18 protein-coding genes are annotated in these 15,759 nt (G+C 42.9%); 6 read left to right on the plus strand and 12 right to left on the minus strand.

Going from position 1 to position 15,759, the window contains the following annotated elements; genetic code table 11:
• The first annotated feature begins 72 nt into the window (after positions 1-72).
• Positions 73-444: a hypothetical protein gene (locus ACXQIQ_RS07900; protein ID WP_439299307.1), complete on the plus strand. Its 372-nt coding sequence runs from the start codon at positions 73-75 to the stop codon at positions 442-444.
• A gap of 151 nt (positions 445-595) precedes the next feature.
• On the opposite strand, the gene ACXQIQ_RS07905 is transcribed toward ACXQIQ_RS07900, so the two are convergent.
• Together ACXQIQ_RS07905 and ACXQIQ_RS07910 are read right to left on the minus strand one after the other, a co-directional pair.
• Positions 596-1,489: a hypothetical protein gene (locus ACXQIQ_RS07905; RefSeq protein ID WP_439299306.1), complete on the minus strand. Its 894-nt coding sequence runs from the start codon at positions 1,487-1,489 to the stop codon at positions 596-598.
• A 121-nt stretch (positions 1,490-1,610) separates the two neighbouring features.
• On the minus strand, positions 1,611-2,786 hold the full coding sequence (locus tag ACXQIQ_RS07910; protein ID WP_439299305.1) for a S8 family peptidase: 1,176 nt from the start codon (positions 2,784-2,786) through the stop codon (positions 1,611-1,613).
• A gap of 325 nt (positions 2,787-3,111) precedes the next feature.
• On the opposite strand from ACXQIQ_RS07910, the gene ACXQIQ_RS07915 reads away from it, so the two are divergent.
• Positions 3,112-3,240 carry an FbpB family small basic protein gene (locus tag ACXQIQ_RS07915; RefSeq protein ID WP_226548057.1) on the plus strand — a complete coding sequence of 43 codons (129 nt, stop codon included), beginning with the start codon at positions 3,112-3,114 and terminating at the stop codon, positions 3,238-3,240.
• A 43-nt stretch (positions 3,241-3,283) separates the two neighbouring features.
• Here the strand turns inward: ACXQIQ_RS07915 and ACXQIQ_RS07920 are convergent, their stop codons facing one another.
• The 5 genes from ACXQIQ_RS07920 to ACXQIQ_RS07940 all read right to left on the minus strand — a co-directional run bounded on the left by ACXQIQ_RS07920 (position 3,284) and on the right by ACXQIQ_RS07940 (position 8,242).
• Positions 3,284-4,216: an aminoglycoside phosphotransferase family protein gene (locus tag ACXQIQ_RS07920; protein ID WP_458025997.1), complete on the minus strand. Its 933-nt coding sequence runs from the start codon at positions 4,214-4,216 to the stop codon at positions 3,284-3,286.
• Entirely contained in the window at positions 4,197-4,505 is a 309-nt protein-coding gene (locus ACXQIQ_RS07925; protein WP_439299303.1) for a MazG nucleotide pyrophosphohydrolase domain-containing protein, read from the minus strand. The genes ACXQIQ_RS07920 and ACXQIQ_RS07925 overlap by 20 nt, the downstream gene beginning before the upstream one ends.
• 67 nt (positions 4,506-4,572) lie before the next feature.
• Positions 4,573-5,547: an NAD-dependent epimerase/dehydratase family protein gene (locus ACXQIQ_RS07930; protein ID WP_439299302.1), complete on the minus strand. Its 975-nt coding sequence runs from the start codon at positions 5,545-5,547 to the stop codon at positions 4,573-4,575.
• A gap of 120 nt (positions 5,548-5,667) precedes the next feature.
• A complete protein-coding gene (locus ACXQIQ_RS07935) occupies positions 5,668-6,564 on the minus strand; it encodes a vanadium-dependent haloperoxidase (protein WP_439299301.1) in 897 nt (298 codons plus the stop codon).
• 208 nt (positions 6,565-6,772) lie between these two features.
• Positions 6,773-8,242 (minus strand): methyl-accepting chemotaxis protein, encoded by a 1,470-nt coding sequence (locus tag ACXQIQ_RS07940; RefSeq protein ID WP_439299300.1) that lies wholly within the window; start codon positions 8,240-8,242, stop codon positions 6,773-6,775.
• A gap of 216 nt (positions 8,243-8,458) precedes the next feature.
• Here ACXQIQ_RS07940 and ACXQIQ_RS07945 point away from each other — a divergent pair, with 216 nt between their 5' ends.
• The 4 genes from ACXQIQ_RS07945 (at position 8,459) to ACXQIQ_RS07960 (ending at position 12,171) form a co-directional block, all read left to right on the plus strand.
• Positions 8,459-9,694 carry a glycoside hydrolase family 18 protein gene (locus ACXQIQ_RS07945; protein WP_439299299.1) on the plus strand — a complete coding sequence of 412 codons (1,236 nt, stop codon included), beginning with the start codon at positions 8,459-8,461 and terminating at the stop codon, positions 9,692-9,694.
• Between the two features lie 50 nt (positions 9,695-9,744).
• On the plus strand, positions 9,745-10,752 hold the full coding sequence (locus ACXQIQ_RS07950; protein WP_439299298.1) for an oxidoreductase: 1,008 nt from the start codon (positions 9,745-9,747) through the stop codon (positions 10,750-10,752).
• A 134-nt stretch (positions 10,753-10,886) separates the two neighbouring features.
• A complete protein-coding gene (locus tag ACXQIQ_RS07955; RefSeq protein ID WP_439299297.1) occupies positions 10,887-11,786 on the plus strand; it encodes a DMT family transporter in 900 nt (299 codons plus the stop codon).
• 85 nt (positions 11,787-11,871) lie between these two features.
• Positions 11,872-12,171 carry a DUF3243 domain-containing protein gene (locus ACXQIQ_RS07960; RefSeq protein ID WP_439299296.1) on the plus strand — a complete coding sequence of 100 codons (300 nt, stop codon included), beginning with the start codon at positions 11,872-11,874 and terminating at the stop codon, positions 12,169-12,171.
• A 46-nt stretch (positions 12,172-12,217) separates the two neighbouring features.
• Here ACXQIQ_RS07960 and ACXQIQ_RS07965 read toward each other — a convergent pair whose 3' ends face one another.
• From ACXQIQ_RS07965 to ACXQIQ_RS07985, 5 genes are all read right to left on the minus strand, one after another.
• A complete protein-coding gene (locus tag ACXQIQ_RS07965; RefSeq protein ID WP_439299295.1) occupies positions 12,218-12,625 on the minus strand; it encodes a VOC family protein in 408 nt (135 codons plus the stop codon).
• Positions 12,626-12,745: 120 nt separating this feature from the next.
• Complete coding sequence (locus ACXQIQ_RS07970) at positions 12,746-12,883, minus strand: hypothetical protein (protein WP_439299294.1); 138 nt, start codon at positions 12,881-12,883, stop codon at positions 12,746-12,748.
• A 73-nt stretch (positions 12,884-12,956) separates the two neighbouring features.
• Complete coding sequence (locus ACXQIQ_RS07975; protein ID WP_439299293.1) at positions 12,957-13,673, minus strand: 5'-methylthioadenosine/adenosylhomocysteine nucleosidase; 717 nt, start codon at positions 13,671-13,673, stop codon at positions 12,957-12,959.
• A gap of 67 nt (positions 13,674-13,740) precedes the next feature.
• Positions 13,741-14,688 (minus strand): sigma-70 family RNA polymerase sigma factor, encoded by a 948-nt coding sequence (locus tag ACXQIQ_RS07980; RefSeq protein ID WP_439299292.1) that lies wholly within the window; start codon positions 14,686-14,688, stop codon positions 13,741-13,743.
• 63 nt (positions 14,689-14,751) lie between these two features.
• On the minus strand, positions 14,752-15,582 hold the full coding sequence (locus tag ACXQIQ_RS07985) for an undecaprenyl-diphosphate phosphatase (RefSeq protein ID WP_439299291.1): 831 nt from the start codon (positions 15,580-15,582) through the stop codon (positions 14,752-14,754).
• Between the last annotated feature and the right edge of the window lie 177 nt (positions 15,583-15,759).

Below are 15,759 nucleotides of genomic sequence, written 5' to 3' on the forward strand. Positions count from 1 at the left end.
GTTGGTTCCGTTTTGAAACATTCGTTACGATGATTCGTATACGTTTTAGCGGAAGAAAAGGAGGGCGGTTGCATGAAGAAGTTTGTGGTATTTACATTGCTGGTGGGTTTCGTACTCGGTGCTAGCATCTATTGGAACAAAAGCTGTCACGTTTTTCGATCAGATTTGATAAAAGAAGCGTTTACTCAAGCTAAGGTGATTCCTACGAATGGAGAAGAGGTTGCGCTTACGAAAGAAGAGGTATCTACACTGCTCACCAAGATCAACAACTGCCCACGTAAAGGAACTCAGGAAATGAGCTTTCCTGGACCTGATGGCCGGATTGTTTTTTCAAATGAAGAAGAGTCCGTTTCGGTTACTTATTTAGGCTCTCTCGAACGTGGACTGGACATCCTTTACTCCGGACATATCATCCGCACAGAGTTCCAGCGATCATCACCTTGATTTGAGCTATAAATTTCAATTTTTATTGGAAATAACACCCTTTTTATGGGAAATAACCGAAAACTGATCTATAATTTCTCATTTTTATGGGAAAACGCGAAAACTGATCTATAAATTGAAAAAAGAGGATGACACGAGGTCATCCTCTCCCTTATTGTTGTTCTTTCACTTCAATATTCAGTGAAAATCCTAAGCTCATATCCGTCCAATCGGCATTGATCCCGTAACCGTACATTCCTGGCTCGTTCGGGACTACCCACTGACCATCTGTAATCATCGTTTTCTGAATTTCATCGTTTTTCCAGTACGATATTTGAATCTCGGGTTCTTCGGGACTGTTCTCGAAAGTGAAGTTCAAAGTATCACCTGGCTCCACCACAATGTCTCCTTCAGACCCATACAGATTTGTAGAGGTGAGTGGATAGACGTCCCTTCCACATCGCTCTTTGTCATCATTATCCCAACAGGCCATCGGCTTTACATCGGTATATTCTTCACCATCCACTATGATAACCGGTTCTGGAAACCCTTCCTTATCCAACCTTGCCACTTCTTGGTCCGTTTGGATCTCGTGATTAATAGCAGGAATAATGTAAAAGCCAGTAATAATAGCTGGTAAAATCATAGCCAATAAGATTGGTTTCCATTGAACTTTCTTCTTTTTCTGAAGCGAGTAAACCAACTCATCTATGATAAAAAAGATAGCTGCGATTATGATTGTGGCTACGCTAAATACATATTCGGGCCAAAAGAGCGCAGTAACAGCAGCAAAACCAATATGTATGAGGTATGCGAAGGCCATACGTTTCCATCCACTCATTTTTTTCGTCAGAAATTCAGAAAGAATGGATACCGGGAGACCATATGCGAATATTACAGGTACAAAAAAGATTAAATAAAGGGTCAGCCAATCAGAAAAACCGTCTGTAATATGTTCTAAACCTGTTTCTCGAAAATAGGTGATGAATAAGCCAAGATAAGTTGAAATAAGGATGAATGCAAGAATACAAGTAATGACAGTGACTAATAACTTTCGTAAAAACATTTGAACCCCCAAGGCATGTGAATTTTCTCACATATCATCATACCTGTTTTTTACATATTTGGACAGGGTCGTTTTTCATATTATAAAAAAACTCCCCTCATTCGAGGGGAGTTTTCCCGTATTAATGATTCACTGCTTTTTCTGCGTTTACTCGTCCGTTTTGGAATAGGACGCCTGTTCCGGTTACATTGTCGGCTGTATCTTCAAGTGCTGTACGAATATCAGAAGCGCTTCGCCCTTGTGCTGCCAACAATCCAGCTACACCTGCAACGACTGGTGCTGCCATTGATGTTCCGGAGAATTTCTCATAGCCTCCACCGACGACTGTTGAGTAGATGCTCACACCAGGTGCTGCGATATCGACCCAAGTTCCATAGTTCGAGAAGTATGCGATTGTGTCATTTTTATCTGTTGCTGCGACTGCTATTGCGTTAGAGTAGTAAGCTGGGTAACTTGGTTTCGCTGAGCTTTCGTTACCTGCTGCTGCAATAACGACAGATCCTTTATTCCAAGCGTAGTCAACTGCTTCTCGTAACGTCTGAGTACCGAGCAATCCGCCAAGGCTCAAGTTGATGACTTGTGCACCTTGGTCAGCTGCGTAACGGATACCTTGTGCGACATCATCCAACGTTCCACTTCCGCCTGCATCAAGAACACGTACGGCTAAAATGGAAGCCTTCGGTGCAAGTCCTGCCATTCCGATTCCGTTGTTCGTGTTTGCTGCTGCGATTCCTGAAACGTGTGTCCCGTGGTCGTGCTCATCCATCGGGTCGTTGTCATCTTGAACGAAGTCGTAACCTTTGATGACTTTTCCAGCTAGATCTGGGTGGTTATAGTCAACGCCTGTGTCGATGACGGCGATTTTTACATTGGCAGAGCTTTGGGTAACGTCCCAAGCTTTATTTGCACTCACCTTTTGTGGTGCGTATTGCTGGGATTGATAAGCCGGATCGTTCGGCGTATAGCTCGCATGGAACGTTGCATTCGGCTCAGCGTACTCGACTAAGCTGTTTGCTTCGAATGCTTTCAATGCCTCATTGACTTGTCCGTCAACTTTAACAACGACAAAGTCTTCTGTCGTTTCAACAACATCTCCACCCAATTGGGACACAATCTGCTCTGCATTCGGTGCTAGGACCGAATCCTTAAAATGGACGATGAGTTCCTGTGGAGCAAGTTGCTCACTGGATTTGTTGAAAGTAGCTTCCTTGACTTCATAATTTGCTGCTGATGCTGGTGCCGCTGCCGATACGAGCAGGGTAGCTGATGCAGCAAGTGCTGCGAAACGCTTAAACATTCAATCACTCCTCTGTTGTTGTTCCCAGACGTCGGACTTTCCGGGTCATGACAGAGGATTCGTCGATATTCTACATATTCCTTTTTATTTCCCGATAAATAAAGAGAATTTACTATTTTAATAAAATGTATGCGGTGTTATCTGAGACCCCAATAGTACTAACAGGTAACTGGTACTAGTACTCTTTTTCTAATACCAATCGCAGAAACACCTAGAAAATTACTATTTTAAATTTCGGTTAATGAATTTTCACAAAAATGTAATAATTATTATGATTATTAAATAAGATTAAGTGGTAGTATTAAAAATGAAGGAGTTGATGAAAATGAGAAAGCGAAAACCTTCATTTGAACAACTATTGACACAAAATCGGAATCAATTAATCAATGATCCGAAAGAAATGGAAAAGATCGAGAAGAAGATCGAAAACAAACAGCTACAAAAGTCATCATGATAGATTGAAAAAAGCGAGACCCTTCATGAGGGTCTCGCTTTTGTTATATGAACATATCGCTCTTCTTGAAATGATGTTGGTAAAGAGACTGAAAAATGTCGATTCCACGGTAAAAGTCTTCACTGTAACTGCCATCCTTCGCGTCCACTGACCAGGCTGTCGAAAGGACAGCATGGGCATACCCCCACAATAATAAGCGCTTTTTGTTAAGGTTCAGTTCGTTCGTGAAGATTTCCACCCGTTGTCCAATCACTTCATATGCATTTTGTTGAGTTTGCCGGTTCAACATGAACTGAATGAGGTCATACTCAATCTCACCGACCAACCCTTTTGGATCAATCACCGTCCACTCCCCGTCTCCGGATGACAGCACGTTGTAATGATGGAAATCGCCGTGCAGAAGGTAACGCTGTTCGGTTGTTTCATTTAAAAAGGTGAAAATATCAAGTGACCGGTCTAGGATGTCTCTTGGGATTGGACCGATGCCGTTCGGATGGTTCCGAATTTGTTTCCTGAGATTTTCTTCTCTTGCTTTCGTTGTTGGAAGAATAGTCTTTGCTGGAGCTGGTGTGATCAGCTTTCTGATGGCTCTTGCCGCAATACGAGCCGTGTCCTCATGATCTTCTAACGTCGCAAGCGTATGACCTGGCGTTAGTATTTCAAGAATGAGCACACCCTTTTCAGCATCAGAATCGATAAGGCGTACCATTCCTTGTCCGTTGAACAGCTTTAACGCTTCTAGTTCGTGGTGGAACCCTTCTCCAGGGATACATAGTTTGATAACGACCTCTGTCCCATCATCCATAATAGCTGGAGCGACATAATTGATGGACAACTCGTAAGGTTCCCCTACTTCCATAGACCATTTCTCTTCACAATATCGAATCAGGTTAGGGAGCTCGTTCAGCCACTCTTCTCCCTGCTCCTGAAAATATAACTTCACATTTTTTACGAAATCATTCTGTAATGGCATCATGTTGCTCCTTGTACTTTTCCTTATTGATCTCTTCCTTCAAGTGAAAGGATTCTTCCAGGTCAATTTCATACACGTTTGCAAGAGTGGTTACATAGTACAAAACATCATACAGTTCTTCTTCAATCGTTCCTTTGATTGAACGATCATCTTTTAAGCGTTTGTCTTTGCGAATGGCTTCTGACAACTCGCCAACCTCTTCTATAAGCTTTTGAAAATAGCCATGTTTCAGCTCAGGTTTGTAATCTTTTTCTTTTATGTACGATTGTAGTTTCTTGATGGTTATGCTCATGATCAATCACTCTCCACATATTCTCCGATCATTTGATTGTTCCACTTCATCATTGGTGGTAAGTGATTCAGATCCCAGAATCACACAACCTAACAACCTTGTCGATACTTTTCATTTTCCTGAAATCCGGTTTGTTTTGCTGAGTGACATACCATTGATATGCTCTTTCTAGACCCTCTTTTAAGTTGATGGAAGGTACATGCAAACCAGATTGGTGTAATTTATCTACCGACATGAGGAAAGTTTCGTCCTTGTAAGGGAAAAAATCTTTGAAGCTCATGCCGTTTTGATCCATCCAATCATGGGATACCTGGACGAGGGGAGCATTATTCCCTACCACTTCCATTCCTGTCTTTATATACTCTATCCATGTAATATCCTCTGGAAAGGATAAGTTGTAGATTTGACCTACTGAGCTATCAAGATTTATTGTGCTGCTAAATCCCTTAACTAGATCTTCAATATGGATGAATTGCACCTTCGTCGTACCATCTCCTGGGTAAGGTATTGGTTCATCACTTTGAATGCGGTCAAATAAAAAAGCTTCTCTATAAATATTATTCCCTTCTCCATATATGTATGGTGGACGGAAGATGACTGCGGGGAATTCTTCTGCATGATATAGCTCCATCAAATAATTTTCTGCTTCAAACTTATCTTTCCCATATTGACTCCAAGAAGGATTATTACCAGTTGCCATTTCTTCCTGAACATGCCCATCACTTTGCGGGTAAACTGCCCCAGAACTACAAAACACGTATCCTTTCAGTTTCTCCTTATTCAATACGTTCGTAAGAATTTTTACATCCTCCTGTGTGTATGCAGTCACATCGAAGACATAGTCATATTGGATATCATTCAACTTCTCAAACAATTGGTGTCCTTCTTTCCGATCACAAATATGATGTTCATGAACACCTTCATAAATAGGATTACGATTTCCTCTTGTTAAAATATCTACTTCATGACCTTCTGAAATCAGTTGTTTAGCAACCGCTTCACTTACAAACTCAGTTCCACCCATCACAAGGGTTTTCATCATTATCAATCCACTCCTAAACTATCGAAATACATTTCTAGTCTCTTTTCGGTTCAAAAGACATTGATTCCTCCCTCAACGAAAAACTCTACTGCAACATGTGCAGTAGAGTGAATGACGAATTTAAAAAAACAGTCTTGGACGTCCGTCATATGGCGTCCGTTCACGGCGAGGTTTTTTCAGTTTTTTCCGATTAGAAGTGCAAGTGTCTTCGAAGTCATATGGTAAAGCTTGATCGTAGTTTGAGAAACGAAGATCTGCATCGAGATCTTCCTGATACGGTTTGTCGATCGGTTGACCGCTGGAATCCGTCTGACGTTTCAAATGCTCTACGACAGCTTCTCCAATCGTCCGTCCTACTACTAGACCGGCTTCATTATCAATCGGGAAGTGAATGCCTCCATATAATCTTGAAACGGCCGCTTCCTCAGCAAGTTCATGAAGTTTTTCCGACTCACCTGGGAAATAGTAGCTCAGGATGACTGCCGCACAGCCAGATATAGCGGAATGACCCGATACGTATGTCGGGAATCTCGGTGTACAAAGAATCGGTTCAAGGTCTGGATCGTACTGGATCGGACGAGCCACATTCCAGTGGTACTTGTAATACCAGACGACAGCAAAAGTATCATTGAGACCTGCTTCGACCGCAGCCAAAATTCGGCTTGCATATGGTGGTGTGCATCCGTACGTATCAATCAAGCGGTCGATGATCGGGGTCCATTGCTTTGTTGCGACACCTGTGCCCCAAAATTTAGCGATTTTGATTTGTTCAGGGGTGATATTGTCCATCGTCTCTTGCACAACCGCCAGTTCTGAATCCCAATCAATGTCATTCGGGTTTTGAATATTGAACTGGAGTGGACCTCTTGGACCGAAGAACCTGCTACCCCTCCGTTTGATGACATAGGTCGACCAGGATTCCGCAAGTGGATCGATTCCATCGTTCGGTGGTGTTTCTTCTCCTCCGTAAGGAAGCTGCGACCATTCTAAATAATTTGTTTTAGGTTTTCTCCTCATTTTTTTCTCCTTTATTCTCGTTAGTACTAGGCAATGCTTTTATATTGTATGAAGACAAGCAGATTACGCTTGTACATCCGTTTAGATTTGCTCGGTTTTCTATAAACGATCGCAATCGTTCCCCCAGAATGCGTACTTGTCCCGTCAACAAAAAATGCCTGCCACCTCCGGCCGTTTTCTGGAGGTAACAGACATTTCAACTCAAGTTTTATTTCGTTGTAGATTCAGCAAGACTTCCGACTTGTTCATTGATGTCTTCAATCTGTTTCACGATGATCTCATTTTGTGAAGTGTGCTGCTGGATGGATGCTGATACTTCCTCCGTTGTCGCAGTGGATTCTTCAATGACTGCTGCAAACTCATTGACAGATCTTTCAACATCCTGGGTGTCCTTGCTGACGTGTTCCGCGATGCTTTGGAACTCCGCCATTTCTGTGTTCAGCATTTGAATGGAAGCATTGATGCTTTCGAAAATCGCTTTCGTTTCTTCCGTTTCACGGATATTCTCTTCCATCTCCGTTGCAATGCTCTTCATCTGCTTCTGAGTACGTCCATTGCTGGAGTGGATTTCGGTCAGGTTCTTCGAGATACTGTCCGCTGTTTTTTCCGTCATGTCAGCAAGTTTTCGGATCTCAGATGCGACTACCGCAAAACCTTTTCCAGCTTCTCCTGCACGAGCCGCTTCAATCGAAGCGTTCAACGCAAGCAAGTTCGTCTGCGCCGTAATTTCTTGGATTGAGTTCAAGGAAGATACGGATTCTCCGACATGCTTTGTTAGGATGTTCATATCTTCTGCCATTGCGGAAACTAGTGTTTTAAACTCGGTGATTTGCTTATGTAATTGTTCGACTCGAGCTGTTCCATGGGAAGAACTTTCACCAGTTTGTTCCGTTTTCTCTAAAATCACTTCAGCACTTGCAAGCATCCGGTTGACGAGCTCGTTCGTACTTTCAATGGAGCTCATGATGTCACTGACACTTTCACTTTGTGATTGTGTACCGGAAGCAATCTCTTGGATTGCGATGTTCATTTCATTGAAGGAATGTTGATTGTGTTCACTCGTACTTGTCAGGTTCTGAAGTTCAACCGCAATGGACTTCGTTTTCTGTTCAAGCATCTGACGACTGGATTGCTCACGTTCTAGACGCTCTTCCACTTCACTTTGGAGTGTTTCCATCTTATTGTTCATATTCTTTGCAATCGCCAACTGCAAATAGAACACGACCAGAACGAGAATCATGACGAGCAACGTTTTTCCGAGCGTCGTCTCAAGCGTCGTTCCATACATCATGTAATAGGATACAACGAGTCCAAGCGCAAGGGTGGTCCCAACAAAAAAGACTTTGCGATCCAGATATAAAATAGAAAAAGCCAACAGGAAGTACACGAGAAATGCATTTTGATCCGAAGGGTTTGCATGCATGATGGTAGCGAGAATTGCACTTAAACCAATAACTCCTATGTAAGGCGCTAAGGTAATGAATTTCTTTTTGAAATGCGAGAAGGCTAAGATTCCCGTCAAAATGGTACCACCTATGAAGATAATCAAAATGTTCATGAGTGGTGCTTTCAAGCTAATGTCGATTCCGGTCGCTAGAATCGTACATAGGCCTGAAATGATCAACATGATTTTGTTCTTCTGCTTCAGAGCTTCAAGCTGTAAAGAATTTTGTTCCAACACGTCCACCTCATTTTATGTATAGTCCATCTATCCTATATATCGGTCGTTGTAATCCCTTCCTTTACATATTGTTCTACTTAAAAAATATTTCTTTATAGTAATTCGTTTTCCATAATGTACTAGTCTTCAATTCCTTCTGAACCCTTGGACTTCCCCAACTACTCTCGTATTCTATGAGAAGAGGATTTACATACGTCATGGGGAGTGAGCGTTATGAAGTTAAAAGGTTGGCTCGGATTCGGATTGATCATTATCCTAATTGCAGGAATGGTCAGTGTATTCAAAAGCCCTGGTGCAAACGAGGTGACGAATAAAATCATTAATAACAGTCTGCAGACGAAATCAAGTAACGTTGGTCCGAAAGAAGTGAACGCCACCAACAGTTCTACTAAAAAAGTGGTCGGTTATTATGGTGGCTGGGGTGCATATTCGGGTTATGAAGCGAAAGACATCAAAGCTAGCAAACTGACACACTTGAATTATGCTTTCGCTGACGTTTCTGACGGCGGAAAAGTAGTGATTGGCGACCCGGAAGTCGATCCGACGAACTTCCAGCAGCTCAAGCAATTGAAACTGGACAATCCAAACCTTCAAACGCTGATTTCCGTTGGTGGTTGGAGCTATTCAGAGAACTTTTCAGACGCAGCTGCAACCCCATCAGCCCGGGAAAAGTTTGCAGAAAGTGCAGTCTCATTCATTCAAAAGCATGGATTTGACGGTGTAGATATTGATTGGGAGTACCCTGTGAATGGTGGTGCTCCAAATAACAAACATAGACCAGAAGATAAAGAGAATTTCACCTTGCTGATCAAAGAGACGCGCAGTCAACTCGATGCACTTGAACAGAAGACTGGAGAACAGTATATCCTGACGATTGCAGGTACTGCTGGGACCAGTTTCCTGAAAAACACGGAAATGGACAAGCTTGCGACTCATTTGGACTTCGTCAACTTGATGACCTATGACATCAATGGGCAGTGGTATCAAAAGACTGGACACAATGCACCGCTCTATACCTCTTCAGGCAATCCTCCGAATAAATGGAGTGCTGATGATACGGTAAAAGTGTATGCGGAAGCTGGTGTACCAAAAGACAAACTCGTTCTTGGTGTTCCTTTTTACGGTCGGAAGTATGATGCAATTACACCATTGAACAAAGGCCTTCATCAACCGTTTGTCGTCGATGGCGGCAGTCTCACATACGATACGCTAGAAAAAAGTTATATCAATCAGAACGGCTATAAGCGACACCTGGATCCCGAAACGAAAGTGCCTTATCTCTGGAATGGAACATCCTCATTCATCAGTTATGAAGACCCTGAATCCATCGGGTTCAAGACCGACTATATTCATGACAACGGCTTAGCAGGCGCAATGATCTGGGAATTGAGTCACGACAGGAAAGGAAAGTTGCTTGAAGCACTTTATACTGGGTTGATGGCGAAATAGTGTGCTACAGTGGAGACGTGAAAATTTTTCCTTAGATTGGAGTCTTGATTATGAAGCCAGTACAAGTAGGATTGATTGGATACGGGCTGTCAGGAAAAGTGTTCCACGCACCCTTTTTCAGAACCCTTCCACAATATGAATTAGCACTCATCTCCACATCAAAACCAGATCATGTATACGAAGACATGGATGACGTAGAGGTTGTTCCTACTGCAGAAGAAATCATCCAATCTGATGATGTGGAACTCGTCGTCATCACGGCTCCGAACGAGCATCATTTTTCATTAGGAAAAAAGGCGTTAGAAGCCGGTAAACATGTTGTCATTGAAAAACCTTTCGTCGTCCACTCCGAGGAAGGAGAAGCATTGCAACGGTTGGCAGAAGAGAAAGGACTCGTCTTGAGCCCTTATCACAATCGTCGCTGGGACAACGATTTCCTCACTGTCAAAAAGATGATCGATGAAGGTGCGCTAGGTGAGATTATGAGCTATGAGGCTCATTTCGACCGTTTCCGACCTGACGTCCGCGATCGTTGGCGTGAGAAACCAGTGCCTGGTGGCGGTATCCTTTATGATCTCGGTTCACATCTGATCGATCAGGCATTGATGTTGTTCGGCACTGATTTCAAAAGTGTCAGTGCGGATGTAAAAGCACAGCGCGAGGAAGCAACGGTAGATGATTATTTCCACATCCGCCTCGATTACGATCCACTACAGGTCATCCTTCACTCGAGTGCACTTGTCCGTTCGCCTGGACCGAAGTTTCAGGTCCATGGAACGAAAGGAAGCTTCGTGAAATACGGAATGGATCCTCAGGAAGGTCAATTACGTGATGGAATGATGCCTGGTGAAACCGGCTGGGGATTGGATCAGGAACAAACGTATGGCATCTTGACGAATGACGAATATCCAGAGGGTAAACGGATCATGACGGAAATCGGAAGCTATGAATCCTACTACACTCAGTTGGCAAAAGCGATTCGAAACGGCGCTTCCCTACCTGCTACCCCCTCTCAAGGAACAGATGTCATCCGAGTCATTGAAGAATGCTTGAAATAATGAAGATTCAGTCCTAGCAGAGCCTATTTCTGCTAGGGCTTTTTATATGAAAAATAGATTATCTCCCACCATTTACTTCAGTGCAGTAAAGTGTTAAGTTTGGCTTAGATCAATAGATAGAGGGGGAATTCAATATGAACATGAAAGCATTTTTGATGGCTCTCACAACCGTCATCATTTGGGGTTCAACCTTTGCCGCAATCCGCGCCAGTCTGCATGGCGGATATACCGCAGGTCATCTTGTTCTAAGTCGATATGCAATCGCATCGGCTATTTTTATTGCCCTTGCTTTAGTGCCGGGCATTCGCATCCGGATTCCTCATAAAAAGGATCTCATCAAAATATTTCTGCTCGGCTTTGTCGGGATCACTCTTTACAATATCGGAGTTACGTTTGGGGAACTGACCATTACGGCAGGCAGTGCTGGCATGCTGATCGGTTCTACACCGATCTTCACAGCGCTCATCGCGGTTCTTTTCATGAAAGAACGCCTTGGTAAAGCCGGATGGACCGGATTATCGATTGGATTTCTCGGTGTCATCCTGATTACGGTCGGTACCTCAGGAGCGTCTTTTTCCATTTCAATCGGTGCTGTGCTGGTATTGATGGCAGCCATTGCTACCTCCATATTTTTCGTGTTCCAACAACCTCTTCACAAACGTTATACGCCTATAGAATTAACAGCATATTTTACATGGGCAGGTACAATCCCTTTTCTGATTTTCTCGCCAGGTTTAATGCAAGATATTCAGCAGGCGACTCTGGAAGCCAATCTGGCAGCTCTCTATACAGGTATCTTTCCGGCCGCAGTCGCTTATGTCACTTGGGCTACCGCTCTTTCACTCGGTAGAGCGAGCACAGTGACGAGCATGCTTTACGTTGAACCAGTCATTGCAATTGTCACCGCTTGGGTTTGGCTAAAAGAGTGGCCAAGCACCATATCGCTCATAGGCGGTCTAGTTGCCATCATAGGGGTTGTGGTCGTAAATGGAGTGGGTCGAAAGCACACGGTTTCAACCAAAGAAGCAGCTTGATGTTATGTAGATCATCGTTCTTCAAATGTTTAACATCTACTCTATGTGGTATTAGTATATTAATACAGCAAAAGGAGTGGATAAGATGAAAGATCCAAAAAATGCTGCAGCTGAATTGAACCAGGAAAAGAAAGAAGAAATCCTGGATAACTTCCAGAACTTTAAAGATTACTTAGGTGACCAAGTGAGTAAAGGTGAAAAGCTTGGGTTAAGTGATGAAGGACTTGCAACTGGCGCAAAACGTGTTGCCGATTACTTAGCGAAGCACGAAGAGCCTCGTAACCGTGAAGAAAAGGTACTGAACGAGTTATGGAATGTAGCGAACGAAGAAGAACGCCAGCATATGTCCCACGTATTAGTGAAATTGGCAGATCAAACGAATTAATATAAGAAAATCCCGCTTGAATGAGCGGGATTTTTTCATGTATCCATTATTCTGTAGGGTAGTTCAGATCCCAAGTGAAGCCATAAGCATCCACTACTTTTGCATATTTCGCACCCCAGAACATATCTTGTAGCTCCATTGCGACCTTCCCTTTCTCACTTAACTTCTCATAAAGGGATTGAATTTGTTCTTCGCTCTCCATTTCTAGAGTCAAAGAAATGTTGGTTCCTCTTTCCACTTCCTGTCCAGGAAATGTATCAGACACCATGAAAAATAAATCACCTTTTTTGAATCGTGCATGTAAAACCATTTCGTCGGCTTCAGGAGGTGTAGGGAAATCTGCCTCTCCGAACGTTTGAAGATCCGTCACTTCGCCACCAAAAATGTCCTTGTAATACTCAAGTGCTTCTTTAGCCTGACCATTGAATACGAGATAAGGTATTGTCTGTTTCATTTTTGAACACTCTCCTCAATTTTAAGTGGGCATTTCAATTCCATCATAATACATATTCAAATTTTTAACAAGAACAAATGTTCCCATTTAACTAAAATACATCCTAAGTCGTATAAGGAGTCAACTTTGATCCTCTTCCTCTGTTGCAGGAGCATCTTCATCCCCGATGATGATTTCTTGTTCCTCTCCAGGCCCGCTGCATCCGGTAAGAAGTAGAAGGAGAAATAGGGCTGTCATCCAAAATTTCTTCGTGTTCATCGACTTACACCTCGTCTTTCAAAAAACTGAGTGCGAATAAAAAACCAATCTCATCTTTGCGAGATTGGTCTTGTTATTTCTTATTCTTCGCCTTAAGCGCTTTAATTCCTTTCAACATTCTTAAAACAAGCAGTTGGGCATGAATTGCGACTTCTTCCAAAAGTTCTTGGAAATCGGTTGGAGCATTGGCATCTGCATCATCTGAAATCACCCTTACCACGACAAAGGGGATTTTATTCAAATAACAAACTTCACCGACCGCAGCACCTTCAGCTTCAACTGCGTCGCCTTTGAACATTTCCCTTAATTCCTCTTTTTCTTTGTCGCTTGCAATAAACTGATCTCCAGATAAGATTCTGCCTTTCTTCACTTTTATCCCTTTCATGCCTTTTCCTGCTTGAAGTGCCACTTTCACTAAAAGCGGATTTGCTTGATACGCTAAGGGCAGCCCTGGGATTTCACCAGGTGGATAACCGAGTGGAGTGAAATCCACATCGTATTCGACCGCATCCTCCGATACGACGATGTCCCCTGTTTTCAAAACCGGATTCAAAAGACCAGCGGTTCCCGCAACGATGACAAACCGGACATGAAAGTGATCGATTAGAAGCTGGGTCGTCATGGATGCATTCACTTTCCCGATGCCTGAATAGCAAAGGATGACATCCTCTTTATCAATTGTGCCGATGTAGAAATGTTTCTGAGCAATCGTTTCCTTCTGCTTGACCTCCATCTTTTCCAAAAGATAGGCGATTTCCTCGACGAGCGCACTCATAATACCAATAGCCAAGCGGTTCATCCCCTTTTCAAGTCCATATGAAAAGTGTATGAATGGGGAGATGGAATTATATTACGTCCTAATCAGCCCATGTTTCTGGAAACTTGTCCATTTGGGGTTCGCAACCTAATTCTTCTGCTGCAGCGATAAGCAATTCCTTCCGGAAATAAAAACTCTTATGGTAAACAATTTTATGATTTTCGACTTCTTGATATTGAATGTCATGGATTTGAGGACCCGTTTCACTGTCATAATAAATGACGATGACATCTCTTCCCCATAGTGTCTCCAGTTCTGCTCGATAACCAGGTAAACCAAACTGCATGGAACCTGAACGCATCTCATCCTTAGAGAACTCCTGGAATCCAAGCGTAGCTTCGTTATGTGCCTCATCACTGATCAAATCCAAAACACCTTGTAGATCTCCTTCATTCAAGGCTTTCAAATACGTTTTAATAAGAGGATGTATAGGATTCTTTTCATTGTTTTGTAATGCCTCTCTACCTTGTGTACTTGGCTGATTTTTCAGCTTCTCTTTCATACGTCGAACCGCTGCATAAACCGCACCGGGTGTCGTTCGGACGATTCCAGCAACTTCTTTTGCTGTAAAAGAAAACACTTCCATGAGAAGGAATACGGCCGTTTGGCGTGGAGAAAATCGATCTGCTAGATAACGTAGCGCTTCTTCCATGTCTAAATCATCTGAAAAATCCTCTGACGGAACATCTTCCTCTTCTAAATGACCGACAAAGCGCTTTTCCCGTCTGCAATGGTCAATCCACGTGTTGGTTGCAATGCGATATAGATAGGATTTCGGATTGGTAGGATGCCAACGTTGATAAAAACTACCAAAAGCTTTCATCACCGTTTCTTGGAATAGATCTTCACCATCCCAAGGAGATCCAGTAAGATGACGGCAGTATTTCCAGAGTCCTTTTTTCGAGTCCTGAATCAACGTATTAAACTCTGCTTTCAGTTCGCGTTGTTTCTCTGCTAAACTTTGTTGCTCTTTTTCTGTAGAATTCATAGATTCCTCCTTAAATTCGGCTTTCAGTATGTATAACGATTGATGGGACTCAAATTATACGGATTAGTTAAAAAAAACGGAATAAATGACCAGAGCGAGCACAATCCGATAGATTGCGAATGGGATCAGTTTGATTTTACCGATGACGCTCAGGAAAAATTGAATCGATAGCAAGGCGAAAATGAACGCACTTACGAAACCGACGATAAAGAACGGCAATGCGTCCATCGTGAAGTACTGCCAGTTTTTCACCAAGGATAAGAGACTTGCTCCAGCCATGATTGGCACCGCCATGATAAAGGTAAAATCAGCGGCAGCCCTGTGGCTCATACCGACAAGTACTCCGCCTGAAATCGTCGAGCCTGAGCGCGAAAAACCGGGCCATAACGAAAAGCACTGGATTAGCCCCACTGTAAAAGCTTGCTTGTACGTAATTTGGTCGACCGTCTCTGTGGTCGTGCTCTTCCCTCCCGACCAATCTGCAAAAATCATCAGAAATGCTCCGAGGACAAGTCCGATCAATACCGTTTCTGTGGAAAACAAATGCTCATCTATGAAGTCTTCGAAAAGAACCCCTAAAACACCTGCCGGAAGTAATCCTACGATAACCTGGGACAGTTTCAAACGTTCTCCCTTAGGCGCACTGTTTGTCTCCTTTTTCAATCCGATTAGATTCAGCAGTCTTTTCCAGAAGACGACTACGACGGCAAGGATCGATCCTAGCTGGATGACGACTTTGAACGTGTTCGCGACGTATTTGGTGAGAAAATCTTTCGACTGCAGCCACATGTCATCCACAATGATCATGTGCCCTGTCGATGAAATCGGCGCAAACTCTGTCAGCCCTTCTACCATCCCTAACAACAATGCTTTTAAGAAAAGTATAAGATCCATTCTTAATCCCCTGTCCCCGATCTCAATTTTTCTAGCTATCCTACTCTATTTTTCTATCAAAGGAAATATGATTTTTCACAGTTTGAGAATGCGTTCACAAACAACATGTTTGTCTGGGAGGTCTTTGAAGGAGTATAATTCTGTCGTTAGTAGAAGATCGATTGCACTTTGCAATTC

Source organism: Pseudalkalibacillus sp. Hm43 (assembly GCF_054170705.1).